Genomic DNA, 17,552 nt, shown 5'->3' on the forward strand with positions numbered 1-17,552 from the left:
CGGAGCGCGCATCGACTTTCCTCACGACCCTGGAGAACGACGATGTTCGAAGACCAGAGGGAGCCCCGCGATGGTGAGGTTCAGAGCCCTGTTCGCGTCCGTGGCCGTCGGGGCGCTGCTCGCGATGGCCGGGACCGGCACCGCACAAGCCGCACCGGGTGTGCGGTCGGCGGCCGCCGCCGGGACCGCCGGCTGCGGAGCCGCCCCCGGCCTGGCGAGCGGCAACCACACGATCTCCAGTGGCGGCCAGAATCGCGGCTACATCCTGCGGATCCCGGCAAACTACGACAACAGCCACCCGTACCGGCTGTTCGTCGGGCTGCACTGGCGCGGCGGCACGGCCGACGACGTCGACTCGGGCGGGACCGACGGTTACAACTGGTCCTACTACGGGCTCCGGCGGCTGGCGGACAGCGCGGGCAACACCACGATCTTCGTGGCACCCCAGGGCAACGGCAACGGCTGGGCCAACCCCGGCGGCCAGGACGTCACCTTCGTCGACGACCTGCTGAGGCAGCTCGAGGCGGCACTGTGCGTCGACACCTCGCAGGTCTTCGCCGGCGGCTTCAGCTACGGCGCGGCCATGAGCTACGCGCTCGCCTGTGCCCGGCCGGCGGTCTTCCGCGCGGTCGCCGTCTACTCCGGGGCGAACCTCAGCGGGTGCAGCGGCGGCACCCAGCCCGTCGCGTACATCGGTCTCCACGGCCTCCGGGACGACGTGCTGCCCATCGCGTCCGGACGTTCGCTGCGCGACCAGTTCGTCCGGAACAACGGCTGCACGCCGCAGAACCCGCCCGAGCCGGCGCCGGGCAGCCTGACGCACGTCGTCACCGCCTACTCCGGCTGCCGGGCCGGGTACCCGGTGGTCTGGGCCGCGTTCGACGGGGCTGGGCACGACCCGGGCCCGAGGGACGGGTGCACCTGCGACGGCTGGCAGACCTGGACCTCCGGTGAGGTGTGGAAGTTCATCACGCAGTTCGACTCGTCGACCCCGCCGGCCGGGGCTCCGGTGCAGGTCGGGGTCAACTACACCCTGATCGCCGAGCACAGTGGCAAGCTCCTGGACGTCAGCGGCGTCTCCACCGCGGCCGGCGCCTTGCTGCAGCAGTGGCCGGCCACCGGCGGGCAGAACCAGCAGTTCGACTTCCTCGACTCCGGCGACGGTTACTACCGCGTCCGGGCCCGCCACAGCGGCCTGGTGCTCCAGGTGGCCGGTACCGCCACCGGCGCGGACATCAGCCAGCAACCGGACTCCGGCGCCACCGCCCAGCAGTGGCGTGTGGTCGACCAGGGCGGCGGTGTGGTCGGCTTGGTCAACCGGCTGAGCGGCCTGACGATGGACGTGTGGGGCGCCTCGACCGCCGACGGCGCGCGGATCTCCCAGTGGACGGCCACCGGCGGTGCCAACCAGCGATTCCGGGTCCAACGAGCCTGAGCGGCCCGTTACCCGGCGGTATCGTCGAGCGAGCCCCGCAGAGACAATGACGTCTTGGGAGAGCGAACGTGTCGTCCGTCGAGTTGCCCCAGCTCCGTCCGACCCTGGCCGACGTCGCGCGAGCGGCCGGGGTGTCGACCGCCACCGCGTCCCGCGTGCTCAACGGCTTTCCGCGGGTCCGGCCGAAAACGCGCAAGCAGGTCGAGTCGGCGATGTCGGCTCTGGGCTACGCCCGGCAGAGAGCCGCGCGGGCGACGGCGGGGCGCACCGGATCGGTCGCGCTGGTCGTGTGCGAGGAGGTGCTGCGGCTGTTCGCCGACCCCTACTTCGCCCGCATCTCCGCCGGTGCCGGGAAGGAGCTGACCGAGGCGGGCCTGCAGCTCGTCCTGCTCACGGTGCCCGCGACGGAGAACTACCAGGCCCCCGTGGTGCGCTACCTCGACGGCGGCCACGTCGACGGCGCCCTCGTCGTCGGCATGCACGGCCGCCGTCCGCTCGACCTGGACTGGCTCGGCATCCCGGTGGTGTTCGGCGGCCGCCCGGTCCGGGAAGGGGACTGCTCCTCCTACGTCGACGTGGACAACCGGGGTGGTGCGCGGCAGGCCACTCAGCGCCTCATCAACGCGGGCCGGCGCACCGTGGCGACCATCGCCGGACCTCAGGACATGACCGCGGGCGTGGACCGGCTGCTCGGCTACCGGGAGGCGGTGGTGGGCGCCGGCCGCGGCGACCGCGGCCTGGTGGTGTTCGGCGACTTCGGCCAGGCGTCCGGCGAGCACGCCACGGCCCGCCTGCTGGACCGCCGGCCGCACGTCGACGCCATCTTCGCGGCCTCCGACATGATGGCGGTCGGCGCGCTGCGGGCCCTGCAGCGCGCGGGGCGGCGGGTGCCCGGGGACGTGGCTGTCATCGGGTTCGACGACCTGCCGATCGGCCGTCGGACGGATCCGCCGCTCACCACCGTGCGCCAGCCGATCGAAGAGATGGGCGCCCGGATGACGGGTGAACTGCTCGCCATGCTCGGTGGCTCGGCCACGCCCCGCTGTGCCGTGCTGGACACCAAGCTCGTTCTGCGCGCGACGGCATGACTTTTGTGTTAGCGCTAACAATCCGTCTGCGGAGAAGTCCGCGGCGCTCGAAGGAGGATTCGTGACCACTCGAGTCAAACCGGTGCGTGCCGTCCTGGTTCTGGCCGCGATGCTGGCGGCCGCCCTGACCGGCGCGCCACCGGCGTCCGCGGCGTCGACGTCCCTCGCGAGCGCGGCGTCGGGGCGGTGCCTGAACGTGACGGGCGGCGTCGACACGCCGGGAACGGCATTGGAGATCCGGGACTGCACCGGCCAGGCGAGCCAGGCTTTCGAGTTCACCGCCGCCGGTGAGCTGCGGGGGATGAGCGGGACGCGGTGCGTGGACGCCTACGGCAACCAGACGGCGCCCGGCACGGCGGTGATCATCTGGTCCTGCACCGGCGGGGCGAACCAGCAGTGGCGGCAGAACTCCGACGGGTCGGTCACCGGGGTCCAGTCGGGGTTGTGCCTGGACGTGAACGGGGCCGGGACGGCCAACGGCACCGCGGTCATCCTGTGGACGTGCCACGGCCAGAGCAACCAGCGGTGGAGCACGAGCACCCCGCCGCCGACGGGCGCGGGCCCGTGCGACATCTACGCTTCGGGCGGCACGCCGTGCGTCGCCGCACACAGCACGGTTCGTGCGCTCTACGGCTCCTACAACGGAAACCTGTACCAGGTCCGGCGCGCGTCCGACAACGCCACCCGGAACGTCGGCGCCCTGGCGGCGGGCGGTGCGGCCGACGCCGGAGCCCAGGACTCCTTCTGTTCCGGCACGTCCTGCGTCATCACGGTGGTCTACGACCAGTCCGGGCGGGGGAACGACCTGTGGTACCAGGGGTCCAGCGTGGTGCCCGGGTCCAGCCAGAGCAGTCCCGCGAAGGCCACCACGGAGTCCCTCGCGGTCGGGGGCCAGAAGGCTTACTCCCTGTACATCAACCCCGGCAACAGCTATTGGCGGGACGGCCACCTGACCGGCGTGCCCACCGGCAGTGCGCCCGAGGGCATGTACATGGTGACGAGCGGGACGCACGTCAACAGCGGCTGCTGCTTCGACTACGGCAACAGCGAGACGACCAGGAAGGCCGACGCGGCCGGGGCGATGGACGCGATCAACTTCGGCAAGCAGTGCTGGTTCGGCGGGTGCTCCGGCACCGGCCCGTGGGTGCAGGCCGACCTCGAGTGGGGGCTCTACCCCGGCGGGAGCCAGTCGTGGAACCCCGGCCAGCGGGCGTTCGGCAGCAAGTTCGTCACGGCGGCGCTGAAGAACAACGGGACGTCACGGTTCGCCATGAAGGGCAGCGACGCCCAGTCCGGCAGCTTGACGACGCTGTGGGACGGCGGGCTCCCGAGCGGGTACAGCCCGATGAAGAAGCAGGGGGCGATCGTGCTGGGCAGCGGTGGTGACTGCTGCAAGCCCGGCGGCGGCGCCAACCTGAGCGCCGGGACGTTCTACGAAGGAGCGATGGTCGCGGGTTATCCGTCCGACGCGACGGAGAACGCGGTGCAGGCCAACATCGTCGCCGCCGGTTATCGCTGACGCCGGTTCCGCTCCCGGGGAAGAACCGAACGCCCGAGCCGTATCCGGCGGCTCGGGCGTTCGGGACGGTCGCCGGGGATCAGACGCGGCTCCACCGCTGGTTCTGCTGTCCGTTGCAGCTCCACAGGATCGCGTGGGTCCCGTTGGCGGTGCCCGCGCCTTCGGCGTCCAGGCACAGTCCGGAATGGACGTTGCGGACCGAGCCGTCCTGGCCGAACGTCCACTTCTGGTTGTCCTGCCCGGTGCACGGCCAGCTGAGCACGCGGGTGCCGTTGGTGGTGCCCTGGTGGTCGGCGTCGAGGCACTTGTCGCCGAACACGCGGACCTCGCCGTTCTCCCAGGTGGTCCACAGCTGGTTCGCCGCGGTCTGGCAGTCCCAGATCAGCGCGCCCGCGCCCGCGGCCGTCGAGGCGTTGTCGACGTCCAGGCAGCGCCCGGAACCCGCACCGCGCAGCCGGGACGTCGTGGCGGCCAGCGGGGCACCGCCGGACACCCGGTACGCCGCGACGCCGTGCGCCGGCACGCTCGCGCCGATCGGGCCGCCGGTCGTCGAAGTCGCGCCGGTCCACACGTCGGTCAGGGTGAACGCCGAGCCGGAGAGCCCGATCTGCGCGGCGGTCGTGCTCACGGTGGTCGTGGCGCTCCCGCGGTTGAGCAGCCCGACCGCGACCGAGCCGTCGGCCAGCGGCTTCGCGAAGACCTCGACGTTGCCGTCGTCACGCACCCGGCGGCCGCCGGCGCCGAGCCGGTCCTGGTCGACCGCCAGCAGCCGCGGGTTCCGCAGCACCGCGCTGATGTCGGCCGACATCGTGCGGATGTCGTTGCCCGCCATCAACGGCGCGGCCATGAGCGCCCACAGGGCGAAGTGGGCGCGGGACTCGGTCAGCGACAGCCCGGGCCGCCCGACGACGAGCATGTCCGGGTCGTTCCAGTGCCCCGGGCCGGCCTGCGCGGCCAGCGGGGCGGTGACGTCGAGGACGTTGCCCACGCCCATCGGGTAGCTGTTGGTGTTGCCGTTCTGCCAGACGTCCAGCAGGTCCTCGGTGGTGCGCCAGAGGTCCGCGACCTGGCCCCAGTCGTACTTGTCGCCGGTGATGGCGTGGTAGCTGTTGGGGTTGATGCTGTAGACGATCGGGCGGCCGGTGGCGCGCACGGCGTCGCGCATCACCGTGAACCGGGCGACCTGCTCGTCGCGCGTGCCGGCGGGGGAGCACCAGTCGTACTTGAGGTAGTCCACGCCCCAGGACGCAAAGGTGGTGGCGTCCTGGACCTCGTGCCCCGCGCTGCCGGTGGAACCGGGGTAGGTGCCGGTGCGCTGGGCACAGGTGCGGTCGGTCGGCACCTGGTAGATGCCGAACTTCAGGCCGCGGCCGTGGATGTAGTCGCCCAGGGCCTTCATGCCGCTCGGGAACTTCGACGCGTTGGCGCGCAGGGCTCCTTGGGAGTCGCGTTGCGGGTCGAACCAGCAGTCGTCGACGACGACGTACTGGTAGCCCGCGTCCTTCATCCCGGACGAGACCATCGCGTCGGCCGCCTGACGGATGGCGGTCTCGGTGACGCCGCAGCCGAAGCTGTTCCAGCTGTTCCAGCCCAGCGGCGGGGTGAGCGCCGGGCTGCCGGGCGCGGCCACGGCGGCCGGCGGGGTCGGTAGCACGGTCGCCAAGGCCAGTGCGGTGGCCGCGGCGGTGAGCAGGTGCAGGATGCGGTGGCGCGGTCGAACGGGCATCGTCGCCCCTTTCCGGGAGTGGAAGCGGAGTGGCGGCCGGCCGGCGACGCCGAAGCGCTCGTTCACCCGGGCCGGCCGCCGATTCGTGACGTCAAGCGGCGAACTGCCACCAGTTCACGTTGAACAGGTAGCCGCTGCCGCCGGTGAAGCGGAGGTACAGGTCGTGCGTTCCCGTAGCCCCGGTCACCGGGCAGGACACGCTCGTCCAGGTCTGCCAGCCACCCGTACCCGGAACGGTGCAGGTTCCCGCCAGGGTGCCCCCGGTGCTGTCCAGCCGGACTTCGATCCGGCCGCCGGCGGCCGCGGAGGCGACTCGCGCGGTGAAGGTCCGGGCGCCGGTACCGAAAGCGGCGCCCTTGACCTTGATCCAGTCACCGTTCTCGAGGTAGCCGACGTTCATCCCGCCCTCGGTGGACGGCTCGGTCTCGACGCCGGACTCCCAGGCGATCGTTTCCGCTTCCTGCCGCGTGTACGGGTTCAGCGTGCCCACCTGCGGCACGCCCGTCGTGCTCATGCCGATCGTGGGGATGGTGCCGTCGGCGTTGTAGGTGAACTTCTCCACGGCCACCGAGCGCGTGTAGCCGCCGCCGCCCGGCAAGGCGCCGTTGTGGTAGAAGAAGTAGGAGTTCCCGTTGAAGTCGATCACGCCCGGGTGGTTGGTGAAGCTGCCTCCCTGGGTGGGCATGACCGTCCCGCGGTACGTCCACGGTCCGGTGGGGCCGGGAGCGGTCGAGTACCCGATGAACTCCGAGCAGCATTTCGCCGCGAACACGTTGTAGTACAAGCCATTGCGCTTGTAGACCCAGGGACCTTCCTCGAACAGCGTCGGCCGGCTCGCGTTCCCCGTGCGGGTGCCGAACCCGGCGGTGGTCAGGGGGATCTGGGTCGGTCCGCTCGAGTAGGAGATCATGTCGGCGTTGAGCTTCACGTACCACAGGTGCGGGTTGCCCCAGTACAGGTAGGCTTGCCCGTCGTCGTCGACGAACACCGTGGGGTCGATCTCGCCGTTGCCGACGAGCGGGTGCCCGAGTGCGTCGCTGAACGGCCCGGTGGGGCTGTTCGACACGGCCACGCCGATCGCCATCGCGCCGGTCGCCCGGACCGTCATCGGGACGTACCAGTAGAACTTGCCGTTGCGGTAGACGGTCTGGCCCGCCCAGGCGTTGGCGCTCGCCCACGTGAAGCTGGCGAGGTTCAGGGGGGAGCCGTGGTCGGTCCAGTTGACCATGTCCGCCGACGACCACACCCGCCATTCTTTCATGGTGAAGTACGTCGAGCCGTCTTCGTCGTGTCCGGTGTAGAGGTAGACGCGGCCGTTGTACACCAGCGGCGCGGGATCCGCGGTATAGATGGTCTGGACGATCGGGTTGTCCGCCCGGGCCACCGCCGGGAACAGTCCCAGGGCACACAACAGGCTGACGATCAGCGTGAACGCACGCCGGGGTTTGACGATCGCCGAAGGTGAGGACGCGACTTTCACAGGTGCTCCTTGGGTAGTGGTCACCGTTTGCTCGCGCTCCAGAGCCAGGCGAGGAGCAGTGTGACACGGCACTGTTCACGCTCACAAGCATTCGCCACGGCGCATGAAAGTTACACCTTGCCCGTGTGTTCCACGCTGGGGTTTAGCGGCGGCCGCAGGTCCGGTTGGTCATGGGGGTTGACCATCGGCTCCGGCTGAGCCTAGACATGGTGTCAGTTCCGGTGATCCCAGGCGGCACTTCGTCCACCACATTGTGTTAACGCTAACTGTTTCGGAGCCGAGGAGGCTTTCCGCGATGTCCGAGTTCAGCCGTCGCACGATGCTGGGTCTGATCACGGTGAGCGGCTCGGCGGCCGCCGGTCTGCTGCGCGGCGGGACCGCCTGGGCCACCGCCGGGCCGGGCAGCTACACGCCGACCTGGTCGTCGGTCGACCAGCACCCGCCCGCGGCGGAGTGGTTCTGCGACGCCAAGTTCGGCATCTACTTCCACTGGGGCGTCTTCAGCGTCCCCGCGTTCGGCAACGAGTGGTACCCCCGCAACATGTACGTCGCTGGCTCGGCCGAGAACAACCACCACCAGGCCGTGTACGGCGACCCGTCGGCGTGGCCCTACCACAACTTCGTCAACGGGGCCCGCGACAAAGCCGGCAACTTCGTGCAGTTCGCGCCGAAGCTCAAGTCCGCGGGCGGCAACTTCGACCCGGCGGAGTGGGCGCAGCTGTTCGCCGACGCCGGCGCCAAGTTCGCCGGACCCGTCGCCGAGCACCACGACGGCTTCTCGATGTGGAACAGCGCCGTCAACGAGTGGAACTCGGTCGCCAAGGGGCCACGGCTGGACCTGGTGCGGCTGCACGCCGACGCGATCCGCGCCCGGGGGCTGAAGTTCATGGTGTCGCTGCACCACGCCTACCACTTCACCGGCTTCTACGACCACGTGCCGGCGCAGTCGGACGCCGGTCTGCGCAAGCTGTACGGCCAGCTGGGCGCGGCGGCGGAGAACCAGCTCTGGTACGACAAGCTGACCGAAGTCGTCGACGGCTACCAGCCGGATCTCTTGTGGCAGGACTTCAACCTGCCGCGTGTCGACGAGTCCCGGCGGCTGAACTTCCTGTCGTACTACTACAACAAGGCCGTCGCGTGGAACAAGGACGTCGTCGCGACCTACAAGGACGGCTTCGACAACCGGGGCGAGGTCTTCGACTTCGAGCGCGGCGGACCGGGGGACATCCAGAACCCGTACTGGCTGACCGACGACAGCATCTCCAGCTCCAGCTGGTGCTACACGACCGGCATCGGCTACTACTCGATGAAGGCGATGCTGCACGCGCTGATCGACCGCGTCAGCAAGAACGGCACGATGCTGCTCAACATCGCGCCGATGGCCGACGGCACCATCCCGTCCGGGCAGCGGACGATCCTGCTCGGCATCGGCGACTACCTCGGCCGTTTCGGGGAGTCGATCTACGCCACCCGCGCCTGGTCGGCCTACGGCGAAGGCCCGACGCAGATGGGCGGCGGCTCCTTCACCACGCCGCGTGAGGGCACCAACCGCGACATCCGGTTCACCCGGAGCAAGGACAACACCGTCCTGTACGCCACGGTCCTGGGGTGGCCGGGCAGCACGCTGGACGTCACGACGCTCGGCTCGAGCCGGATCAACCTCGGCTCGCTGAAGACCGTGCAGCTGCTCGGTGCCACGGCCGGGTCCTACACCGACCTGCCCGACCGCACCCAGGACGGCTCCGGGCTGCACATCCGGCTGCCGTCAGCGCCGTTCAGCGCCCCGGCGTACGTGGTGAAGCTGACCTTCACCGGCCAGATCCCGGCTCCGGGGTCCGGACCGCTCCCCACCGGCTGGGTGCGGATCGCGAACGTCACGACCGGCCTGGTGCTCGACAGCGGCGGGAGCGTCGCGGCCGGGTCGGTGCTGAAGCAGTGGTCCTACGACGGCTCGGCCAATCTCCAGTGGCAGCTGGTCGACCTGGGCAACGGCTACTACCGGATCGTCAACCGCACCAACGGCATGGTCGCCGACAGCGGCGGCCGGACCGGCAACGGCGTCAACGCCGTGCAGACGTCCTGGACCGGGAGCGACAACCAGCAGTGGCGGCTGACCGGGCTCGGGAACGGGCACTACCAGATCGTCAACCGCGGCACCGGCACCGCACTCGACGGAGCGGGCACCACCACGGCCGGCTCCACGGTCGTCCTGTGGGCGCCGAACACCAGCACCAACAACCAGTGGACCGTCACGGCCGTCTGATCCCCCCTGCGTCGGAAGAGAGAACCGCCATGCCCGGAGCCTTGTTCCGCAGGGTGCGAACCACGATGGCCGTGGTCGTCGTCCTGGCCGCCGGCGTGGTGGCCGGGGCCGCGCCGGCCCAGGCCGCCACCTCGATCACGATCAACGGCGGATCGGCCGGCCGCACCTTCGACGGCGTCGGCGCGGTCAGCGGCGGCGGTGGCAACAGCCGCCTGCTGATCGACTACCCCGAGCCGCAGCGCGGCCAGATCCTCGACTACCTGTTCAAGCCCGGTTACGGCGCCGCGCTGCAGATCCTCAAGGTGGAGATGGGCGGGGACACCAACTCCACCAGCGGGGCGGAGCCCAGCCACGCCCACTTCCGCGGCGACCTGGACTGCAACCGCGGCTACGAGTGGTGGCTCATGGAGCAGGCCAAGGCGCGCAACCCCGGCATCAAGCTCGTGGGCCTGCCCTGGGGTGCGCCGGGCTGGATCGGCAACGGCACGTTCTTCTCCGACGACCTGACCGGCTACTACCTTTCGTGGCTCGGGTGCGCCAAGCAGCACGGGCTGACGATGGACTACCTCACGACCGTCCAGAACGAGAAGCAGTGGAGCGCCGACTGGACCGTCACCATCCGCAACGCGCTCAACGCCAACGGGTACAGCGCCGTCAAGCTCATCTCCGGCGATTCCTGGCCGGGGGACTGGGGGCCCGCGAGCGCCATCTCGACGAACACGGCCTACCGCAACGCCACCGACGTGCTCAGCGCCCACTACACCTGTGGTTACCTCAGCGCGCAGACGTCGTGCAGTGTCCCGGCCGGCGTCACCAACACCGGCAAGACGCTGTGGTCCAGCGAGAACGGCTCCCAGGACTACAACGACGGCGCCAAGCCGCTGGCCCGCGGCATCAACCGCGTCTACCTCGACGGCAAGATGACCGCCTACCTCAACTGGGACCTCATCGCCGCCACCACGCCGAACATCCCCTGGCCGACCGTCGGGCTGGCGCTGGCCAACCAGCCGTGGTCGGGCTACTACTCGATCGGCAAGGACGCCTGGGCGCTGGCGCACACCACGCAGTTCACCGCGCCCGGCTGGAAGTACCTCGACACCTCCAGCGGCTACCTCGGCGGCAACCGCGCCAACGGCAGCTACGTCTCGCTGAAGTCGCCGAACAACACCGACTACAGCACGATCATCGAAACCATGGACGCCACCTCGGCCCAGACGCTGAACCTGAACGTCACCGGCGGGCTGTCCACCGGCCAGGTGCACGTGTGGGCGACCAACCTGAACTCGAACAACCCCGCGGACTTCTTCGGGCACACGGCCGACATCACTCCGTCCGGCGGCGCGTTCTCCCTGACCGCCCAGCCCGGCTACCTGTACACGATCACGACCACCACCGGGCAGGGCAAGGGCACCGCGACCGGCCCGGCGCAGGGCTCGCTGAACCTGCCCTACAGCGACGACTTCGACGGGTACGCGACGGGCAAGGAAGCCAAGTACCTGATGGACATGGAGGGCGCCTTCGAGACGTCCGCCTGCGGCGCCGGCCGTTCCGGCACGTGCGTGCGCCAGTCCGCTCCGCAGAAGGCGATCCCCTGGAAGAAGACGACCGATCCGTACGCGTTGCTGGGCAACGTGGCCTGGAGCACCTACACGGTCAACGCGGACGTGCTGCTGGAGAAGTCCGGGTACGTCCAGCTGCTCGGCCGGGCCGGCTCCCAGGACACGGGCAACCAGGGCGCGCTGAACGCCTACTACCTGCGGGTCGGTGACACCGGTGCCTGGTCGATCCAGCGCAACAACACCAGCCAGCAGGTCACGACGCTGCGCAGCGGTACGACGACCGCGTTGGGCACCAACCGCTGGCACAAGCTGTCCCTGGGCTTCTCCGGCAGCACCATCACCGCCACCGTCGACGGCGTGGTCGTCGGGACGGTCACCGACACCACCTTCCCGGCGGGCCAGGTCGGGATCGGCACGAGCCAGGGGGAGACCGCGCAGTTCGACAACCTCGCCGTGACCGGCTCGGGCGGCGGGTCGACGTCCGTGCTGCGCAACACCGGCTCGAGCCGGTGCCTCGACGTCCCGAGCGCGTCGCAGACCAACGGTACCCAGGTGACGCTGTGGGACTGCAACGGCGGCGGTAACCAGCAGTGGACCCTCACCTCCGGGAAGCAGCTCCAGGTGTACGGCACGAAGTGCCTCGACGCCGAGGGAGCGAGCACCGCGGCCGGCACCCGGGCGATCATCTGGGACTGCACGGGTGGCACCAACCAGCAGTGGAACGCGAATGCCGACGGCACGATCACGGGTGTCCAGTCAGGACTGTGCCTCGGCCCGAGCGGCACCGGGAACAGCGCACCGGTGACCCTGCAGGCCTGCACAGGCAGCAATGCCCAGAAGTGGAACCGAAGCTGACCGCGGCCGGTCGTGAGTGAGAAACAGTGTTCTAACACTGTTTCTCACTCACGACCCCTGGCACGGCGAGAGCATCCCCGACCGGACAAAGGAGTTCGCTCATGACCCCACGATGGAGAAGGTCGCTGCAAACCATGGGCGCCGCGTTGGCGCTCGCCGCGGGCGCGCTGGCCGGCCCGGCCGCACCGGCGCAGGCCGCGACGCAAGGGCCGTGCGACCTCTACGCCGCCGGCGGGACGTCCTGCGTGGCCGCGCATTCCACCACCCGGGCGCTCTACGGCGCGTACAACGGCGCCCTGTACCAAGTCCGGCGGTCCTCCGACAACACGACACGGGACATCGGCGTTCTGAGTGCCGGCGGTGTCGCGAACGCCGCGACCCAGGACTCGTTCTGCGCGAGCACGACCTGCCTGATCACCGTCATCTACGACCAGTCCGGCCGCGGCAACCACCTCACGCAAGCCCCGCCCGGCGGGTTCTCCGGCCCGGCCGCCGGCGGGTACGACAACCTGGCCAACGCCACCGCCGCCCCGATCACCATCGGCGGCCAGAAGGCGTACGGCGTGTTCGTCGCCCCCGGAACCGGCTACCGCAACAACAACACGAACGGTGTCGCGACCGGTGACCAGCCGGAGGGCATGTACGCGATCTTCGACGGTACGCACTACAACGGCGGCTGCTGCTTCGACTACGGCAACGCCGAGCGCAACAGCCGGGACAACGGCAACGGCACGATGGAGGCCATCTACTTCGGCAACATCAAGGTCTGGGGTTACGGCGCCGGACCGGGGCCCTGGGTCATGTCCGACCTCGAGAACGGCCTCTACTCCGGCGTCAACGCCGGTTACAACGCCAACGACCCCACCGTCAACCACCGCTACCTGACCGCGATCCTCAAGGGTGAGGCCAACCACTGGTCCATCCGCGGCGGCAACGCGCAGTCCGGTGGCCTGTCCACCTTCTACAACGGCTCACGCCCCAACGTGTCGGGCTACAACCCGATGCGCAAGGAAGGCGCGATCATCCTCGGCACCGGGGGCGACAACAGCATCGGCTCCGCGGGCACCTTCTACGAAGGCGTGATGACTTCGGGCTACCCGTCCGACGCCACCGAGAACGCCGTGCAGGCCAACATCACCGCCGCCGCGTACGGCACCGGCGGCAGCGGCACCAGCACCGGACCGCTGCACGCGGTCGGCGCCGGCAAGTGCCTCGACGTCCCGGGCTCCACCACGACGTCCGGCACCCAGCTGCAGATCTACAGCTGCAGCGGCCAGGCGAACCAGACCTGGACCCGCACGTCGTCGAACCAGCTGACGGCCACCGTCGGCGGGCAGACGCTCTGCCTGGACGCCTCGGGCAACGGGACCAGCGCCGGCACGAAGGTGGTGACCTGGTCCTGCAACGGCGGGGCCAACCAGCAGTGGACGGTCAACTCCAATGGCACGGTCACCGGCGGGCAGTCCGGCCTGTGCCTGGACGTGACGGGTGCGTCGACGGCCAACGGCGCGCTGGTCGAGCTGTGGACCTGCAACGGCGGCAGCAACCAGCAGTGGACGCTGGGCTAGGACCTTCGACGAAGGAACGAGGTTGTCATGACTACCAGCCCATCCCGGTGGCGGACCGCGCTCGCCACCGCGGCGACCGCCGGACTCGCGGCGAGTGCCCTGGTGCTGTTCCCCGGCACCGCCGGCGCGGCGAGCACACTCGGCGCCGCGGCGGCGCAGAGCGGAAGGTACCTCGGCGCCGCGATCTCCACCAGTCACCTCGGCGAAGCGGCGTACGTGAACACGTGGACGTCGGAGTTCAACGGCGTCACCCCGGAAAACGAGATGAAGTGGGCGACGGTCGAGCCGAACCGCAACCAGTTCAACTTCGGGCCCGGGGAGCAGATCGTCAGCCAGGCCAGGAGCAAGGGGATGAAGATCCGCGGGCACACGCTGGTGTGGCACGGGCAGCTGGCCGGGTGGGTGAGCGGGCTGGACGCGAGCAACCTGCGGTCGGCGATGCAGAACCACATCAGCCAGGTGGCCGGTCACTGGAAGGGCCAGCTCTACGCGTGGGACGTCGTCAACGAGGCGTTCGAGGAGAACGGCACCCGCCGGCAGTCGGTGTTCCAGCAGAAGCTCGGTGACGGCTACATCGAGGACGCGTTCCGCGCGGCTCGCACAGCCGACCCGAACGCCAAGCTCTGCTACAACGACTACAACACCGACGGCGTCAACGCGAAGAGCACCGGGATCTACACCATGGTCCGGGACTTCAAGAGCCGGGGCGTGCCGATCGACTGCGTGGGCTTCCAGAGCCACCTCGGCTCGAACTCCAACCTCGGCAGCTACCAGACGAACCTGCAGCGCTTCGCCGACCTCGGCGTCGACGTGCAGATCACCGAGCTGGACGTCGGCGGCTCGGGCTCCGGTCAGGCGAACGTCTACCGGCAGGTCACCCAGGCGTGCACGGCGGTCTCCCGCTGCACCGGCATCACGGTCTGGGGCGTCACGGACAAGTACTCGTGGCGTTCGGGCGACACACCGCTGCTGTTCGACGGCAACTACGGCAAGAAACAGGCCTACACCGCCGTTCTCGACGTGCTCAACAGCAGCGGCGGGAACGGTGGCAATGGCGCGATCCGCGCCGTGGCCGCGAACCGGTGCCTGGACGTGCCCAGCTCGTCGACCACCCCCGGCACTTCGCTGGGGATCTGGGACTGTCACGGCGGGACGAACCAGCAGTGGACCCGCACGAGCTCCGGGGCGCTGACCGTCTACTCCGGTGACGGGCAGCGGTGCCTGGACACCGCGAGTGGCGGGACTTCCGCCGGGACCGCGGCCGTGATCGCGAACTGCACCGGCGGCAACGGCCAGAAGTGGACGTCGAACTCGAACGGCACGATCACGAACGGCCAGTCCGGGCTGTGCCTGGACGTCAACGGCGCCGCGACCGCCAACGGGACCGCAGTGATCATCTGGACCTGCAACGGCGGAGCCAACCAGCAGTGGACCGGCCCGGCGACCTGATCGCGCCGAAGCCCGGACTCCACGCCTGCATGCCCGGGATGCCGGAGTTCGCTGCGGACTCCGGCACCCCGAGCAGCAACAGCCCGGCAAAGCGAAGGCGGTCGACGCCCGTCACCCCCTTGGGTCGACAGCCGTCTTGTCCACAGTGGTCTCCGGTGACCTCATGATGGAGACAAGCCTGATCCGGACAGGTTATGTCCGGTATTCAGGATAGCGTCGTGATCATGACAACGAACACCGTCCAACTGGCCTCCGTCCGCGTGATCACCGACGACCTACCGCAACTCGTCCGCTTCTACGAGGTCCTCACCGGCGCCACCCCGCAGTACCTGACTGACGACTTCGTCGAGCTGGTGACACCGTCCGCGACGTTCGCGCTCAGCACGCCGGAGCGGGTCGCTTTCATCACGGACAACCCACCGCGAGCGGCCGCCAACCGCACCGCCATCGTCGAGTTCGTCGTGGAGGACGTCGAATCCCTGCTTGCCCTCATGAAGACCGAACTCGGCGATGACCTCGACGTCGTGCAGGCGCCGACGATGATGCCCTGGGGCAACATGTCCGTTCTGATCCGCGACCCCGAAGGGTCACTCGTCAACCTCTACACGCCGGTCACGCCGCAGGCGCTGCGACTGCAGCAGAACCGGACACCCAAGATGCCACCGCCCACCAGCAAGGCGGACTGACCACAGACGCAGGTCGAGCACAGGTACGACGCGACCTGACGGACCTTGAACGAGGAGTCGCCACGCGGTCCTAGCCCGAGTCGCCGCCGGGATCGACGATCGCCGCGGCGATCAGCTTCTGTCCCAGCGCGGCAACGACCCCGTGCAGAGCCTTCGGCTGCTCGATGACGAACGGCCGATCGAGAGCGGCCAATCGTCCCGCGACCCACTCCAAACGTTCCGCACGTACGAAAATTCTCAGCCAGTGACCATTTCCGGCGACGCCGGCTACCGGTTCGACCGACGCCAGCGTCTCCGGGAACAACGCTCGCACACGCATTGCGTCAGCGTCGACGAGCACTGACACCTCGTGTCGCCCGGGACTCGCTGCGAGCGGGCCCACAACCCGCTGCACCGGGTTCAGGTCATCCGGCACCTCGAACGTGCCCTCCAGCAGGCGCAGGCCGGCGATGCGGTCCAGGCGGAACGTCCGCTCCGCCTGGCGCCCGACGTCGTGGCCGGTGAGGTAGAGCAGCCCGTGGATGGCAACGATGCCGTGCGGATGAACGGTGCGTAACCGTGCACGTCCGTGCCGCGGCATGTAGTCGAAGGCAACCGGACGCCGTTCGCCCGTCGCCTGCGCCAGCCCGAGAAGCACTCTCGCGCTTGCCTCCTCGCCACCCCCGGTGTGCTCTGCCTCGCCGATCCGACCGCCGGTGAAATTCACGGTGTCGACCACTGTGTCAATCTGTCGTGCCAGGGCCGGGGGCAGTACCCGGCGCACCTTCGAGGTGGCGGCCTCCACGTCACCGATCGAGGCCGGACCAGACCCCGACCGGCCCGTCAGCAAAAGCCCCCAGACGACCGCCAGTGCTTCCTCGTCGGTGAGCATCAACGGAGGCATCCGGTAGTGGCGCGCCAATCGGTAACCGCCGTAACGACCACGCACGGAATCCACCGGAATGCCGAGGTCACGCAGGTGCTCCACGTAGCGGCGCACCGTGCGTCCATCCACGTTCAGCCGCTCGGCCAGCTCAGCAGAGGTCCGGGTGCCACCGGACTGCAACAACTCGAGCAACGTCAACACCCGAGCTGTCGGCCGTGCCACGTCACCCCACACCATGATCGGGCTGACGTAGTCCGGCAGGGTGCCGGTCACCGCCGCGGCGACGTGCAGGCCGACGACGCCGCGCGGCCAGGTGAAGCGGACCACCCCGGTGACGGTGACGCCGAACGGAGCCTTCAGTCGCAGGACCCGCCGGTGCGCCCGCACCGGGCAGAGTTCCTGCGGAGTCGATCAGCACGTTGACGCCATGGTCGCCGGACGCATCCATGGGGGCCCACACCTCACCAGCGAACACCTCAGCGCGCACCATTCGCCCATCCTCGGCCCGAGAGGTCAAATAATCAGGAGACACGCCCTAGGACATCACGCGCCGCCCACCGTGACAGATCACGCGGTCGGTTCTTGCCGTCGTGACCCGCGTCGGGTGGGGGTGCGAGGATTGTCTGCAGCGCCGGACCGATGTGCCGGACGATCGCCTCGGTCTCCCCTTTGGCGAGTACGGCCACTTGCACGATCTGCCGGCCGACGACGATGCCGACGAGCATCGAGGCCGCCAGAGCGACGCGGACCGCCGGTGTCGTGACTATCCGAAGTGGACTGCCGGGCACCTTCGGACAGGCGCGCTTCGCGGCCCGGTCCAGGGCGATGTCGAGCGCGACGCAGCCGCCGGCACCGTAGCGGCGGCGATCAACGAGTGCGTCCAGCGCCGGCCGCAGACGCGCAGGCGCGGCCGCCGGCGGTTGCGGGCAACGATGACGGAGCAGGGCGGGTGCCGGGGAGGTCTTTCAAGCGCGTGTTCCCCTCGAGCCATACGGCAATCGAAGGCCGTCGAGGCTCAGCCCACGCGAATTTCACTGTGTGAGGGTGTACACGTGGGCG

Annotated in this window: 12 protein-coding genes; 8 read left to right on the forward strand and 4 right to left on the reverse strand. The window is 69.5% G+C overall.

The annotated features are described in order from the left end of the window. Positions 1-70 precede the first annotated feature (70 nt). The 3 genes from OG570_RS21850 to OG570_RS21860 all read left to right on the forward strand — a co-directional run bounded on the left by OG570_RS21850 (position 71) and on the right by OG570_RS21860 (position 4,042). On the forward strand, positions 71-1,435 hold the full coding sequence (locus OG570_RS21850; protein ID WP_326958847.1) for an RICIN domain-containing protein: 1,365 nt from the start codon (positions 71-73) through the stop codon (positions 1,433-1,435). A gap of 68 nt (positions 1,436-1,503) precedes the next feature. After that, a complete protein-coding gene (locus OG570_RS21855; protein ID WP_326943759.1) occupies positions 1,504-2,523 on the forward strand; it encodes a LacI family DNA-binding transcriptional regulator in 1,020 nt (339 codons plus the stop codon). 109 nt (positions 2,524-2,632) lie between these two features. Continuing rightward, positions 2,633-4,042 (forward strand): arabinofuranosidase catalytic domain-containing protein, encoded by a 1,410-nt coding sequence (locus OG570_RS21860; protein ID WP_442788325.1) that lies wholly within the window; start codon positions 2,633-2,635, stop codon positions 4,040-4,042. Positions 4,043-4,121: 79 nt separating this feature from the next. On the opposite strand, the gene OG570_RS21865 is transcribed toward OG570_RS21860, so the two are convergent. Together OG570_RS21865 and OG570_RS21870 are read right to left on the reverse strand one after the other, a co-directional pair. Then, positions 4,122-5,768, reverse strand: a complete 1,647-nt coding sequence (locus tag OG570_RS21865; protein WP_326958849.1) for a glycoside hydrolase family 27 protein — start codon at positions 5,766-5,768, stop codon at positions 4,122-4,124. A gap of 91 nt (positions 5,769-5,859) precedes the next feature. Continuing rightward, the gene (locus OG570_RS21870) at positions 5,860-7,248 is read right to left on the reverse strand and encodes a glycoside hydrolase family 43 protein (RefSeq protein ID WP_326958850.1); all 1,389 of its coding nucleotides are present in this window, start codon (positions 7,246-7,248) and stop codon (positions 5,860-5,862) included. A 295-nt stretch (positions 7,249-7,543) separates the two neighbouring features. On the opposite strand from OG570_RS21870, the gene OG570_RS21875 reads away from it, so the two are divergent. From OG570_RS21875 to OG570_RS21895, 5 genes are all read left to right on the forward strand, one after another. Continuing rightward, on the forward strand, positions 7,544-9,511 hold the full coding sequence (locus tag OG570_RS21875) for an alpha-L-fucosidase (RefSeq protein ID WP_326958852.1): 1,968 nt from the start codon (positions 7,544-7,546) through the stop codon (positions 9,509-9,511). A 65-nt stretch (positions 9,512-9,576) separates the two neighbouring features. Beyond that, positions 9,577-11,925 (forward strand): ricin-type beta-trefoil lectin domain protein, encoded by a 2,349-nt coding sequence (locus OG570_RS21880; protein ID WP_326958853.1) that lies wholly within the window; start codon positions 9,577-9,579, stop codon positions 11,923-11,925. A 134-nt stretch (positions 11,926-12,059) separates the two neighbouring features. Beyond that, positions 12,060-13,493 (forward strand): arabinofuranosidase catalytic domain-containing protein, encoded by a 1,434-nt coding sequence (locus OG570_RS21885; RefSeq protein WP_326958855.1) that lies wholly within the window; start codon positions 12,060-12,062, stop codon positions 13,491-13,493. A gap of 27 nt (positions 13,494-13,520) precedes the next feature. Further along, the gene (locus OG570_RS21890; protein ID WP_326958857.1) at positions 13,521-14,942 is read left to right on the forward strand and encodes an endo-1,4-beta-xylanase; all 1,422 of its coding nucleotides are present in this window, start codon (positions 13,521-13,523) and stop codon (positions 14,940-14,942) included. Positions 14,943-15,136: 194 nt separating this feature from the next. Continuing rightward, the gene (locus OG570_RS21895) at positions 15,137-15,628 is read left to right on the forward strand and encodes a VOC family protein (RefSeq protein WP_326958877.1); all 492 of its coding nucleotides are present in this window, start codon (positions 15,137-15,139) and stop codon (positions 15,626-15,628) included. A gap of 70 nt (positions 15,629-15,698) precedes the next feature. Here OG570_RS21895 and OG570_RS21900 read toward each other — a convergent pair whose 3' ends face one another. Together OG570_RS21900 and OG570_RS21905 are read right to left on the reverse strand one after the other, a co-directional pair. Beyond that, entirely contained in the window at positions 15,699-16,820 is a 1,122-nt protein-coding gene (locus OG570_RS21900; RefSeq protein WP_326958879.1) for a helix-turn-helix transcriptional regulator, read from the reverse strand. A gap of 194 nt (positions 16,821-17,014) precedes the next feature. Next, the gene (locus tag OG570_RS21905; RefSeq protein ID WP_326958881.1) at positions 17,015-17,281 is read right to left on the reverse strand and encodes a TetR/AcrR family transcriptional regulator; all 267 of its coding nucleotides are present in this window, start codon (positions 17,279-17,281) and stop codon (positions 17,015-17,017) included. Between the last annotated feature and the right edge of the window lie 271 nt (positions 17,282-17,552).

It is taken from the genome of Amycolatopsis sp. NBC_01286 (genome assembly GCF_035982555.1).
Lineage (GTDB): Bacteria > Actinomycetota > Actinomycetes > Mycobacteriales > Pseudonocardiaceae > Amycolatopsis.